General features: G+C 65.0%; 12 protein-coding genes, 1 tRNA gene and 2 pseudogenes. 11 read left to right on the forward strand and 4 right to left on the reverse strand.

What is annotated here, in order from left to right; genetic code table 11:
- Positions 1–58: 58 nt before the first annotated feature.
- From ACWGRX_RS07920 to ACWGRX_RS07950, 7 genes and pseudogenes are all read left to right on the forward strand, one after another.
- Positions 59–733 (forward strand): amino acid ABC transporter permease, encoded by a 675-nt coding sequence (locus ACWGRX_RS07920; RefSeq protein ID WP_291634494.1) that lies wholly within the window; start codon positions 59–61, stop codon positions 731–733.
- Positions 734–745: 12 nt separating this feature from the next.
- The gene (locus ACWGRX_RS07925) at positions 746–1417 is read left to right on the forward strand and encodes an amino acid ABC transporter permease (RefSeq protein WP_291634492.1); all 672 of its coding nucleotides are present in this window, start codon (positions 746–748) and stop codon (positions 1415–1417) included.
- A 10-nt stretch (positions 1418–1427) separates the two neighbouring features.
- Positions 1428–2417, forward strand: coding sequence for an NAD-dependent epimerase/dehydratase family protein (locus ACWGRX_RS07930; protein WP_452117096.1), 990 nt, complete (start codon positions 1428–1430; stop codon positions 2415–2417).
- Entirely contained in the window at positions 2414–3187 is a 774-nt protein-coding gene (locus ACWGRX_RS07935; RefSeq protein ID WP_452117097.1) for an SDR family NAD(P)-dependent oxidoreductase, read from the forward strand. The genes ACWGRX_RS07930 and ACWGRX_RS07935 overlap by 4 nt, the downstream gene beginning before the upstream one ends.
- Before the next feature lie 19 nt (positions 3188–3206).
- On the forward strand, positions 3207–3974 hold the full coding sequence (locus tag ACWGRX_RS07940; protein WP_452117098.1) for an amino acid ABC transporter ATP-binding protein: 768 nt from the start codon (positions 3207–3209) through the stop codon (positions 3972–3974).
- Positions 3975–3994: 20 nt separating this feature from the next.
- Complete coding sequence (locus tag ACWGRX_RS07945) at positions 3995–4693, forward strand: alpha/beta hydrolase (protein WP_452117099.1); 699 nt, start codon at positions 3995–3997, stop codon at positions 4691–4693.
- Between the two features lie 623 nt (positions 4694–5316).
- Positions 5317–5424 (forward strand): annotated as a pseudogene (locus ACWGRX_RS07950) (flavin reductase); the annotation flags it as partial.
- 84 nt (positions 5425–5508) lie between these two features.
- Here ACWGRX_RS07950 and ACWGRX_RS07955 read toward each other — a convergent pair.
- The 4 genes and pseudogenes from ACWGRX_RS07955 to ACWGRX_RS07970 all read right to left on the reverse strand — a co-directional run.
- Positions 5509–6096, reverse strand: a pseudogene (locus ACWGRX_RS07955) (pyridoxal-phosphate dependent enzyme); the annotation flags it as partial.
- A 125-nt stretch (positions 6097–6221) separates the two neighbouring features.
- Complete coding sequence (locus ACWGRX_RS07960) at positions 6222–6563, reverse strand: hypothetical protein (RefSeq protein WP_452117100.1); 342 nt, start codon at positions 6561–6563, stop codon at positions 6222–6224.
- Positions 6564–7427: 864 nt separating this feature from the next.
- A tRNA-Glu gene (locus ACWGRX_RS07965) sits at positions 7428–7503 on the reverse strand.
- Between the two features lie 449 nt (positions 7504–7952).
- Complete coding sequence (locus ACWGRX_RS07970) at positions 7953–9086, reverse strand: alkene reductase (protein ID WP_452117101.1); 1134 nt, start codon at positions 9084–9086, stop codon at positions 7953–7955.
- 179 nt (positions 9087–9265) lie between these two features.
- On the opposite strand from ACWGRX_RS07970, the gene ACWGRX_RS07975 reads away from it, so the two are divergent.
- The 4 genes from ACWGRX_RS07975 to ACWGRX_RS07990 all read left to right on the forward strand — a co-directional run bounded on the left by ACWGRX_RS07975 (position 9266) and on the right by ACWGRX_RS07990 (position 11846).
- Positions 9266–10066 carry a ComF family protein gene (locus tag ACWGRX_RS07975; protein WP_452117102.1) on the forward strand — a complete coding sequence of 267 codons (801 nt, stop codon included), beginning with the start codon at positions 9266–9268 and terminating at the stop codon, positions 10064–10066.
- Positions 10067–10112: 46 nt separating this feature from the next.
- Entirely contained in the window at positions 10113–10370 is a 258-nt protein-coding gene (gene grxC, locus ACWGRX_RS07980) for a glutaredoxin 3 (RefSeq protein WP_291645647.1), read from the forward strand.
- 12 nt (positions 10371–10382) lie between these two features.
- Positions 10383–11246, forward strand: a complete 864-nt coding sequence (locus ACWGRX_RS07985) for a carbon-nitrogen hydrolase family protein (RefSeq protein ID WP_452117103.1) — start codon at positions 10383–10385, stop codon at positions 11244–11246.
- Between the two features lie 108 nt (positions 11247–11354).
- Positions 11355–11846, forward strand: coding sequence for a DUF1178 family protein (locus tag ACWGRX_RS07990; protein WP_452117104.1), 492 nt, complete (start codon positions 11355–11357; stop codon positions 11844–11846).
- The last annotated feature ends 76 nt before the right edge of the window (positions 11847–11922 follow it).

The following is an 11922-nucleotide window of genomic DNA, read 5'->3' on the forward strand; positions in this document are numbered from 1 at the left end:
AAATCCACCGCGGCCGGGCTCCGTTCCGGCTGCGACGGACATTGGGCGGACATCTGTCATGGATAAGATCGTCGAGAACTACTTCAATCTTCAGGTCATGGCCGAGGCCTTCCCGACGGTCCTCGGCGGATTTGGCTTGACGGTGCTGGTCTCCATTCTGGTGATCATACTCGGCATCGGCGTCGGGCTGGGCTTCGCCGTTCTGCACTGCATGAATAGCAGGGCCCTGAGCGCAGCGATCGTCGTCTATGTCGATCTTTTCCGGACGCTGCCCCAGCTCGTCGTCATCATCTTCGTCTATTTCGGCCTACCCTATGCCGGCCTGGCCTTATCGCCGTTCGCCACCACGGTCGTCGCCCTCGCGTTGGTGCTCTCCGCCTTCGCCACCGAGATTTTCCATTCGGCCATCAGGGCGGTGCCGCGCGGGCAATGGGAAGCTTCCGAAGCGCTCGGATTCACCTATTTTCGGGCACTGTTCCTCATCGTGCTGCCACAGGCCATCCGCCTGGCGATTCCGCTCCTGACCAACCGTGCGATCGCGATCAGCAAGGGAACTGCGCTGGGCACGGCCGTCGCCCTGCCGGAAACCCTGGGGCAGGCGCAAAGCGTGATGGCGATCGTCGCCAACCCCTCCCCCCTGACGCTGGCCGCCGCCTTCTACCTCACCTTCTTCATCCCGCTGGTCATCGCCAGTCGCTGGGTCGAACGCAAGTTCAGCCCGCGCAGCCGCTGAGGTACAGGCACGATGGACATCTTTCTCGAGAACTTCTTCAACGTCGATTCTCTGATCCAGATATACCCGCTTCTGGTTCAGGGCCTGGAGCTGACGCTCCTGCTGGCCATCGTCACTCTGCCGCTCGCCGTGCTCTGCGGCCTGCTGATCGCGATCCTGTACAGCTTCCACATTCGCTGGCTCAATATCCTGCTGCTGATCTACGTCGATGTGCTGCGCTCGTTTCCAGTCATCGTCCTGCTGGTACTGATCTTCTACGGACTGCCGTTCCTGGGCCTCAAGCTCGGCAGCTTTGCCGCCGTGGTGATGGCCATAACCGTCAACAACTCCGGCTATTATGGCGAGATTCTGCGCGCAGGCGTCGAATCCGTACCCAAGGGCCAAAGGGAAGCCGCCCACGCCCTCGGTTTCGGCCCGATCCGCACAGTGGTCTACATCATCCTGCCGCAAGCGATCCGAAACGTCCTGGCGCCCCTGGCGAGCAACTCGCTCGAGCTCGTGAAAACCACCTCGATCGCCGCCCTCGTCGCCCTGCCCGAACTGCTGCGCTCCGCCCGTGTGGCACAGGAACAAACCTACAATCCGACTCCGCTCACGGCCGCGGCGCTGATCTTCTTCGTCCTGCTTTGGCCGTTTGCCCGCTGGGTCGCGAAGCTCGAGCGGCGCACCATGATCGTCCGCTGAGGGACCTGCCATGACCGTTCTTATCACCGGAGGCGCAGGCTTCGTCGGTCTTGCGATCGCCGAGCAGCTGCTCGCCCACGGCGAGGACATCGTCCTCTTCGATACCCGCCAGCCCCCGCCCCACGCCCTGAAGCAGTTCGGGCAGGCGGTAAGGCCCGTACTCGGAGACGTGACCTGCGCCGACGATATCCGTCGGGCGCTTGCCGGCTGCCCGATAGACCGCATCGTGCATACGGCGGCGATCACCGCCGGACCGCAAAGGGAAAGGACCGACGCGCGCAGCATCGTCGACGTCAACCTGAACGGGACTCTGAACGTTCTGGAGCAGGCGCATGAGCATGGCGGGATACGGCGCCTGACGATGCTCAGCTCCGTCGCCGTCTACGGCTTCTCCCGTCCTGGCCTGTCGGGCACCTATGAGGAGCAAAGCTCCTGCCCTTCGCCCGCTTCGCTGTACGGCATCACCAAACTCGCCTCCGAACAGGCTGCCCTGCATCTCGGCGGCCTGTATGACATCGATGTCCGGGTGGTGCGCCTGGGGCCCGTCTTTGGCCCTTGGGAACATCGCTCCGGCGCGCGCGACGCGATGAGCCCGCATCTGCAGATCCTCGATCAGGCTCTTGCCGGACAAGAGGTCGTGCTGCCGCGCCCGATGGCCGCGGACTGGATCTACTCGCGCGATGCGGCCTCCGGCATCGTCGCGGTTCTCTTCGGCCAGACCTTGCAACGGCGGATCTACAATCTCGGCGCAGGCAGCACGACCGACCTGCTCGAATGGTGCAGCCATATCGCCCGGCACACGGGCCTTCGCTACCGCCTCGCGGAGGCCGGCGAGCCGGCGAGCGTCGCCTACAATCTCAAGCAGGATCGCCCGGCCCTGAGCACCGCCGCCCTCGCGGCCGACACCGGGTTCTCCGCCCGGCGCGAGCTCGCTGCGGCGGCGAGCGAATATCTCGACTGGACGCGCCAGCTTGCGGCGCTCGGGGAGGCACGGCCATGACCAGGCTTTCGGGCAAGGTGACGATCATCACCGGGGCTTCATCCGGCATCGGGCGGGCCATCGCCCTGCGCTTCGCATCGGAAGGCGCACGTCTCGTGCTCGTCGATCGGACGGAAGAGGTCCGCGAGGGTGGCGGGCCGATCGAAACGGTGCTTCGCCGCGAAGGACACGACATTGCCTTTCTGAAGGCCGACGTCGCCACCGAAGAGGATGTCGAAAGGGTGGTCGACGAAGCGACCCGCCGTTTCGGCCGGCTCGACGTCCTCGTGAACAATGCCGCGATCGGCGTCGGCAAGCCGCTCGTCGAGACCAGCCTCGCCGAATGGAACAGGGTTCTGGCGGTCAATCTGACGGGGCCGTTCCTGATGGCGCGCGCCGCCGTCAGGCAGATGATGACCCAGGAGATCCGCAACGAGGCTCGCGGCCGGATCGTCAATATTTCCTCGCAGCACGGCATGATCGCCGCTCCGGAGGATATCGCCTACGGAACCTCGAAATCCGGGGTCGTCTACATGACCCGGCAGATCGCCGCCGACTATGCCAGACACGGCATCATCTGCAACGCCGTGGCTCCCGGCAAGATCCTGACGGGCAAGACCGGCCGTGCAGTCGAAGAGCGCTGGCTCGAATACTCCCGCAACCGGACGCCCTGGCCGCGCTTCGGCAGGCCGGACGATGTTGCGAGCGCCGCGCTGTTCCTGGCCTCGGACGAGGCGAACTTCATCACCGGGGAGAATCTCCTCGTCGACGGCGGCTGGATGGCGAGCTAGGCTTCTAAGGAACGAAACGATGACGACATCGACGCTGGCGGCAGCCGACACCGCTCCGATGATCCGCCTCCGCGGCGTGAGCAAATGGTATGGCGACTTTCAGGTTCTGAAGAAAATCGACTTCGAGGTCGCGCGCGGCGAGCGCGTGGTGATCTGCGGGCCTTCCGGATCAGGAAAATCGACCCTGATCCGTTGCATCAACCGGCTCGAGGACCATCGCGACGGTGAGATCCTCGTCAACGGCGTCACCCTGGACCACAGCATGCGCAGTGTTGCCGCTGTCCGCCAAGACGTCGGCATGGTGTTCCAGCAATTCAATCTCTTCCCGCATCTCACCGTCCTGCAAAACCTCATGATCGCGCCCGTGAAGATCAAGGGCGTCAGCAAGGATGAAGCGGAGGCGACGGCGCGCGAATACCTGCTGCGTGTCCGCATTGGAGAGCAGGCGCACAAATACCCTGGCGAACTCTCCGGCGGACAGCAGCAGCGCGTGGCGATTGCACGGGCGCTGTGCATGAAGCCGACGGCCATGTTGTTCGACGAGCCGACCTCGGCCCTCGACCCGGAAATGATCAAGGAGGTCCTCGACGTGATCGTCGAGCTCGCCGGTCAGGGCATGACCATGGTCTGCGTCACCCACGAGATGGCTTTCGCGCGCACCGTCGCCGACCGTATCCTGTTCATGGACAAGGGAGAGATCGTCGAAGAAGCGCCTCCGGAAGCGTTCTTCACCAATCCGCGAAACGAGAGAACCAAGGCGTTCCTCGGGCAAATCCTCCATCGCTAGCCAGTCTTGGGGAGGCTCGCTTGATCCGCTGCCAGGACGGCAGCTTCGAGGCCACGGGCGAGACGCTGCGCTACACTTGGGTAGCGCCCAGCGGCAGCGCCACCGGGCACATGCTGTATCTGCACGGCGGCGGCTCGGGGAACCGCAAGCGTATCGGCTATCTTGCCCGGGCCTTGGCGGAGCGGGGCATCTCGACCTTCGCCTTCGACTTCTCCGGCCATGGTAACAGTTCCGGACAACTCTCCGGATCCAGCCTCAGGCTGCGGCTCGACCAGGCGCGTGCCGCGGCCGCGTTCATGGGCGAAAGCAAGCCCAGCATCGTCATGGGCAACAGCATGGGCGGCTATGTGGCCGCCGAGTTGCTCGCGTTCCTGCAGCCGCGTTCGCTGGTGCTCTCCTGCCCCGCCCTTTACGTGGCGGAGGCATTCGATGTGCACTTCGATCATCATTTCACTGAGATTCTGCGGCAAAGCCGGGATTTCGCGAATGCCCGCCCTCTCCCACTCCTCCGCGCATTCCGTGGAAAAGTGCTCCTCGTCACCGCCGGGCAGGATCACGTAATTCCCGCTGGCGTGATCGAAGCCTATCGCCGAGCCATCCCCTCGGCCATGCTCGATCACCTCGATCTTCCCGACGCTCCCCATCAGATTCATCCATGGGCGGCCCGTGATCCCATCCGCGTTCGGCTGCTGGCCGACAAGATCGTGGCAAGCTCGTAGCGTTCAAGGCGGCGAGAAGACGGCCCGGGACTCTCGGGAGATTGTCGCTGAGCCGAGGCCCTGATTTGCCTCCGGATTTGAGCCGAGGCCGTCAATCAAGGAGGCGGACTAGACGAAGGCGGAAGGCGGTGGCTCGTGCCTGCACGGTACATGCGGCAAGCCGGCGTCGGGCGTGCCTGGCCTTGAAGACCGACCGCTCGACGGCGCGCTGCAGGAGCGCCCGTCCGGTTGAGGCCCATTGTGCGCTTGGAACGACACGCAGAGAACGACAAGCCGTTTTCTTTATAGAACCGCAACTCCTGCCAATCAGGCATATTGTCATTCAATATCAGCGCAAAACGTATATCTTCTACCGTAATCCCAGTCAGTAGAATACATTGTTTTGATGCTTCATTCTTTAAAAAGAACATTCTTGTTGACGCTAGAACTTGTCTGAGCGAGTTTTTTACCGACTTTGACGAGACGCCAGCCAGAAACGGCGTGGCCTCCGCCGGTCGATTACTCGATCAAGCGCACCGTCGGCATTCGGCATGGCGCGCTGAAACGGAGCTAGCCTTTTGACCATCATCCCGCTCCACACCAGGGCAGCTCTCCGGCAGCAACCTGCCTCGCCCGATACCGCCATGTTTCGCACGGCGCTGCGTCGGCTCGTCGGCGGCGTCAGCGTCGTCACCGTCGGGCGTGGCGAGGACCGCACCGGCCTGACCGCAACCTCGGTGTCGTCCCTTTCGGCCGAACCGCCGACGGTGATGTTCGGGCTCAACCTCGTCGCTGATCGTGTTGCGCAGATAGAACTTCGAGGGATAGCCGCGCGCGGCTGCCAGCGCAGCGAGCCCGATCCCCGTATTCCCGCTGGTGACGTCGACGATACGCTGGCCCGCCTTCAACTGGCCGCTTTCCTCGGCGTCGCGAATGAGGCCCCAGGCGGTCCGGTCCTTGATGCCGCCGGCAGGATTCAGATACTCGATCTTGGCAAGGATCCGCGCGCCGAGTTTCAGTCCCTCGGCGAAACGGTTAAGTTCGAGCAGCGGCGTGTCGCCGACCAGCGCCGCGAAGTGATCGTGTCCAGATGCCATGATACGCTCTCGAGAAGATTTGAGGCAGCCATGACTGCACTCTGACTTCGGCAGACCGTCGTTATCGATATTCGTACCTGGATCGAATGCTTGATCAATAGGATCGGAAGAATAAGTATATTTATTCAAAGTTCGGCACTGCCAGCACTTACTATGCTCGACGCAGGCCTGATCGGAGATGAAATTCTTGCAACCGGGAAACGGCGGCGAACATCGGCTGACGAGTCCGGAGGCCGTTCGGGCGAAATGCTTTACGGCGCCCCTGAGATCCGAGACGGAGGACGAGTCGCCCCCAGCCCACCGGCGGAGCCCGGGGAGCAACCGCATGCACGCCTTAGGTCTTTGGGGAATATTGGCGCAGCCGAGGTCCAGGCCGTACGGGTCGGGAGCGGAGCGCTCTCATGAACCAGCCCGCAAAGAAAAGAGCGACGGTTGCCCGTCGCTCTCCAACATCACCACCGCGGAGGCGGACGATACCCCGAACGGGGACCATAATAGCCCGGACCACGACCATAACCCGGACGCGGGCCGTAGCCGTACCCGGGGCCGTATCCATAGCGCGGCGGCGGCCCGTAACCACGATTATACCCTGGCCCACCGCGACCATAACGCTGCTGCCGATTGGCCTGGTCCATCATGTAGAGGCGGCGCCGCTTGGCCTCGGTCATGCTGTACTCGGCCGCGGTGCCGTCCAGCCGTTGCGCCAGACTCTGAGGAATGGCCTCGGAAGCATGAATGGGAGTGACAAAGGCAGCGCCGACCGTAAAGGCCGTCAGCGCGAAAAGTTTATGCATGATTTCTCCTTCTCTCCCAGCATTGGACGCCGGCACTGGTCAACGGGAGATGAACAAGACCGTCGGTCGATGTTCATCGGGATGGAGCGAGGCATCGGGAAGCTCCAGCCCCACCGGCGCGAACCGGTCGCGTAGGCTCGCGATAGTCCGGACACAGTTTCTTGAACGCGCGAGACGATCGCTATAGCCCTACACGCAGTCCTGCCACCAAACAGCTCACGAGCAGAAACCTGGGAAACATGGTCCGGACCATGTAAATCCATTCGATCAGAAGGCGATACCTTCTATCATTATCATCCCTCGGTTTGGGAAGATGATTTGACGCATGATTTTGAATTACAGACATGGCTTCTGCTGGCCCACAAATTCAGCCCATCGGCAATGAGACAGACTTCAAAATCACCGCCGGCCCAAACCAAGTAGCAGGCATACGCGATGGAGCGCACGACGCCCACGGCGACTATGCAAGAAGAAATGGCAGAAATACTGGCCCACCGGGCACTTGTAACGCAGACACCTATCGCGGAAACGAGGATAAGGGCCACACCGTCAACGGCTTCAGCAGCTACCCGCGCGACGCAGACGTCGGGCTTTCCTTGTGCTGCCAGCCCCATGCCTCAGGAAAGCCGCCGGGCACCGTCTCGCCGAAGCAGGATGTCTGCCAATGAGATCATGGCAGTGCTCGGACACAAGACACTTGCCGAGGCCGGGCGCTAAACTCGCGACGTCGATCAGCAGCGCCTCGCACGCGCCGCCGTCACCCGGCTGGAATACGCAGCGCGAACAGACACTTCCAAACCCAGCCCGAGAGGTTTGGGAAAGACACCGAACAATGATGGAGGATCAATGCGATAGCGAGCCGGATGGCGCTCCCTAGGGGACTCGAACCCCTGTTTTCGCCGTGAGAGGGCGACGTCCTAGACCGCTAGACGAAGGGAGCAGCGCGGCAGGCCGTCCGTATAGTCGGGCCTTGCCCGCACTGCAAGCCTTTCCTGCACCGCGATGACAAAAGCTTCACGCAGGCGCGGGGGCCGCCGGTTCGGCTTCATCCCACCCGTCCGCGCATCGGCGCCCTGCCCTGCCGGACCAGCATGGTCGAAATTCCCGCTTCGCCGGCATTTCGTGATGGTTCCGGCCTCGCGAAGCCTTCCTGCCCGGACCGGCGCGCTCCGCATTCCCCAGTATCCGGGCATCGTGTCGAGGCTCGTGCTGCGATCGAGTCCGGGTGTCGAAAGCCTAAGCCGGCTCCCCGAGCCACCGGCGCGAAGCCAGTCTGGGCCGACAAGGCGCCGGTTCGGAGGGCGAATCGCCTGGAGCGGCGGAATGCATCCGCGCGGGCGGGGCCGGCAAGCGCCAGCCCCGCAGAAGGGCGGCAGCAGCGAGGCCGCCTCAGACCGCGGGTGCGGCATCCGGGCCGGCCAGCGCCGGATAGTCGGTGTAGCCCCGGGCATCGCCACCATAGAAGGTCGCCGTATCCGGCGTGTTCAGCGGCGCGTCGCGGCGCAGGCGCTCCGGCAGGTCGGGATTGGCGATGAAGAGCCGGCCGAAGGCGACGAGATCGGCCTCGCCCTTCTCGACCGCCTCGATGGCGAGCGCGCGGGTGAAGCCATTATTGGCGATGTAGGCGCCGCGGAAAGCCTTGCGCAGCGCCTGATAGTCGAAGGGCAGATAGTCGCGCGCCTCGCGCGTCGCGCCCTCGACGACATGGATGAAGCCGATGCCGCGCTTGTCGAGCTCGCCGACGAGATAGCCGAACAGCTCCTGCGGATGCTGGTCGCGGGCATCGTTGGCCGGGCTGACCGGCGAGATCCTGATGCCAACGCACCCCTTCGGGAAGACCTGGGCGACGGCGTCGACCACCTCCAGCGTCAACCGAGCGCGATTTTCGATCGAGCCGCCATAGGCGTCGTCGCGCTTGTTGGAGCCGTCACGCAGGAACTGGTCGAGCAGATAGCCATGGGCGCCGTGCAGCTCGATGCCGTCGAAGCCGGCGGCCTTGGCGTTCTCAGCCGCCCGGACGAAGTCGGCGACGATGCCGGGGATCTCGTCGAGCGCGAGCGCCCGCGGTTCCGAAACATCGGTGAAGCCGCTCTCGATATAGGTCTTGGTGTTGGCCCGCAGGGCAGACGGCGCGACCGGCGCCTGGTTGCCGGGCTGCAGCACGCTGTGGCTGACCCGGCCGACATGCCAGAGCTGGGCGAAGATCACGCCGCCCTGCGCATGGACGGCGTCGGTCACCGCCTTCCAGCCGGCGATATGCGCGTCGCGATAGATGCCCGGGGTCCAGATATAGCCCTGGCCCTGCTGCGAGATCTGCGTCGCCTCGGTGATGATCAGCCCGGCACCGGCGCGCTGGCGGTAATACTCGACATTCAGCGCATTCGGCGCATCATCATGCTTGCTGGCGCGGTTGCGCGTCAGCGGCGCCATCACGACGCGGTTCTTCAGCGTGAGATCGCCGAGCTGGAAGGGCGTGAACAGCTTCGCGACGGAAGCGCTGGCGGAAGCACCGGAATGACTCATCTTGGCGGTCCTTGTCGGGAGGCGGCCGGTCGGCCGGAGGGAGGGGAGACGGCGTGCCGGCCTTGCGGGCCGGGCCGCGCCTTCGATTCTGAGATAGGGTCCGCCCGGCGAATTGACATGCCCGGAGAGGCTCGCACGGCAAAAAGCCAAAATCCATTCGCCGCGGAGGCATCGCGGGGATGAGCCTTCCGCAGAAGCTGCAGAAGACGATGGCAATCGCCTCCGGCGGGGCACTCCGCAGCGGTCGGCGCTGGCTCGGCGCCGGGCTGAAGGGACTGGTCGAGCTCATTTATCCACCATCCTGCATCGCCTGCCGGGCAGCAACGGACCAGGCCCAGGGGCTCTGCGCCGCCTGCTGGTCAGGGATCGGCTTCATCGAGCGGCCCTTTTGCGAGCGCCTCGGCACGCCCTTCGAGGTCGACCTCGGCGCCGGGCTGGTCTCGCCCGCCGCGATCGCCGATCCGCCGGTTTTCGCCAGGGCCCGCGCCGCCTGCCGCTTCGATGGCACGGCGCGCGAGCTGGTGCACCGGCTGAAATATGGCGACCGGCTCGAACTCGCTCTGATGCTCGGCAGGATGATGGCGCAGGCCGGCCATGAGCTGACCGCGGAATGCGATCTCGTCGTGCCGGTGCCGCTGCATCGCTTCCGCCTCTGGACACGCCGCTTCAACCAGGCGGCTGCGCTGGCGCAGGTGGTGGCGCGGCAGTCCGGCCTGCCCTGCGAGCACCAGGCGCTCACCCGCGTCAAGCGGACGAAGCAGCAGGTCGGGCTGACGCGGGCGCAGCGCGGCGAGAACCTGCAGGGCGCCTTCAAGGTGCCGCCGGCGATGCGCCCGCGTCTCGAAGGCAGGCGCGTCCTGCTGGTGGACGACGTGCTGACCACCGGCGCGACCGCCAATGCCGCCGCCCGCGCTTTGCTGCGCGGCGGGGCGACGGCCGTCGACATGCTGAGCTTCGCCCGGGTCGTGACGGAAAGCTGAGCCGGCCCTATATACGAAGGCTGGAGACAGCGACCGGACCCGAGCGATGCCGCAAGTCACGATCTACACCACGAGCTGGTGCCCCTATTGCCATGCCGCCAAGGCCCTGCTGACCAAGAAGGGCGTCGCCTTCGAGGAGATCGGCGTCGACGGCAAGCCGGAGCTGCGCCAGGCGATGACAGCCAAGGCCGGCGGGCGGACCTCGGTGCCGCAGATCTTCATCGGCGAAAGCCATGTCGGCGGTTCCGACGATCTTCACGCCCTCGAGGCGCAGGGCAAGCTCGACGCCCTGCTCGCCGCCTGAACGGAGAGAGCCATGTCCGGCACGCGCTTCATCGCCGCCTGCGTCCAGATGCGTTCGAGTCGCGATCCGCTGCGCAACCGCGACGATGCGGTGCGGATGATCGGCGAGGCCGTCGCCCAGGGCGCGCAGTTCGTCCAGACCCCCGAGGTCACCAATCTCTGCGAGCGCGACACCAAGCGCCTGCGCGAGACCTGTCAGGCCGAGGACAGCCATGACGTCCTCGCCGGGCTGCGCGAGACCGCGCGCGACCGCAAGATCTGGCTGCAGATCGGCTCGCTCTCGGTCAAGGCTGGCGAGAAGATCGCCAACCGCGCCTATATGATCGACCCCGAGGGCAACATCGCCGCGCGCTACGACAAGATCCATCTCTTCGATGTCGATCTGCCCAATGGCGAGACCTGGCGCGAATCGAACACCTTCAGCGGCGGCGCCGAGGCAGCCCTGGTCGAGACGCCCTGGGGGCTGGTCGGCATGTCGATCTGCTACGATGTCCGCTTCCCCTATCTCTACCGGGCGCAAGCGGAGGCCGGCGCCTTCATGCTGACCGCGCCTGCCTGCTTCACCCGCCAGACCGGCGAGGCGCATTGGCAGGTGCTGCAGCGCGCGCGGGCGATCGAGAACGGCGCCTTCATGGTCTCGGCCGCGCAGGGCGGCGTGCATGAGGATGGCCGCGAGAGCTATGGCCATTCGATCATCGTCGATCCCTGGGGCCGGGTCCTGGCGGAGGCCGGCAACGAGCCGGGCGTGATCCTCGCCGAGTTCGACCTCGCCGAGGTCGCCAATGCCCGCACCCGGATTCCGAGCCTGCGGCATACGCGGCCCTTCACGGTCGAGACCTGGCAGGCCGAGCGCCCGCAGCGCGACGCGGCCGAATGATGCGGCCCCGCGGGCTTGGCGCCGAAGGCGGCAGGCCCCATTTTAACTGATTGAGCCCTTGAGACGCTTCGGCACGCCGCGCAGTGTGGCGCCCCGACCAGAGAAGACATGATCCGCTACGCTCTCATCTGCGATAATGGCCACGGCTTCGAGAGCTGGTTCGCCAGCTCCTCCGGTTTCGACGAACAGGCCAGGCGCGGCCTCGTCGCCTGCCCGTTCTGCGACAGTATCAAGATCGAGCGCGGCGTCATGGCCCCGGCGGTCGCGCGCACGGATCGCGGCCCGCGCCCGTCCGAGCAGGCCGAGCCGGCGGAAACGCCCGCCGCCGAAGCTCCAGCGCCAGCGACACCCGCGCCCGTCGCGCTGATGGGCGAGAAGGAAGTCGCCTTCCGCGCCATGCTGACCGCCCTGCACGATCATGTCGCCAAGAACGCCGAGCATGTCGGGCCGCGGTTCGCCGAGGAGGCGTTGAAGATCCATCACGGCGAGAGCGAAGGCCGCGCCATCTATGGCGAGGCGACGGCCGAGGATGCGAAGATGCTGAACGAGGAAGGCGTCGACTTCCTGCCGCTGCCCAAGCTGCCGGGCGCGAGGAACTAACGACAGCCTTCCCCGCGTCTTGGTCGGGCTTGCCCCGACCATCCACGTCTCCGTTGGGAAGGGGGCGTTCTAGACG

This window comes from Allobosea sp. NPDC055594, from assembly GCF_053618995.1.

Bases quoted from the DNA above. Each gene is read 5' to 3' on its own strand.
- ACWGRX_RS07925 (WP_291634492.1), top strand. From the start codon at position 746: ATGGACATCTTTCTCGAGAACTTCTTCAACGTCGATTCTCTGATCCAG.
- ACWGRX_RS07935 (WP_452117097.1), top strand. From the start codon at position 2,414: ATGACCAGGCTTTCGGGCAAGGTGACGATCATCACCGGGGCTTCATCC.
- ACWGRX_RS07975 (WP_452117102.1), top strand. From the start codon at position 9,266: ATGAGCCTTCCGCAGAAGCTGCAGAAGACGATGGCAATCGCCTCCGGC.
- ACWGRX_RS07930 (WP_452117096.1), top strand. From the start codon at position 1,428: ATGACCGTTCTTATCACCGGAGGCGCAGGCTTCGTCGGTCTTGCGATC.
- ACWGRX_RS07940 (WP_452117098.1), top strand. From the start codon at position 3,207: ATGACGACATCGACGCTGGCGGCAGCCGACACCGCTCCGATGATCCGC.
- ACWGRX_RS07985 (WP_452117103.1), top strand. From the start codon at position 10,383: ATGTCCGGCACGCGCTTCATCGCCGCCTGCGTCCAGATGCGTTCGAGT.
- ACWGRX_RS07970 (WP_452117101.1), bottom strand. From the start codon at position 9,086: ATGAGTCATTCCGGTGCTTCCGCCAGCGCTTCCGTCGCGAAGCTGTTC.
- grxC (WP_291645647.1), top strand. From the start codon at position 10,113: ATGCCGCAAGTCACGATCTACACCACGAGCTGGTGCCCCTATTGCCAT.
- ACWGRX_RS07960 (WP_452117100.1), bottom strand. From the start codon at position 6,563: ATGCATAAACTTTTCGCGCTGACGGCCTTTACGGTCGGCGCTGCCTTT.
- ACWGRX_RS07990 (WP_452117104.1), top strand. From the start codon at position 11,355: ATGATCCGCTACGCTCTCATCTGCGATAATGGCCACGGCTTCGAGAGC.
- ACWGRX_RS07920 (WP_291634494.1), top strand. From the start codon at position 59: ATGGATAAGATCGTCGAGAACTACTTCAATCTTCAGGTCATGGCCGAG.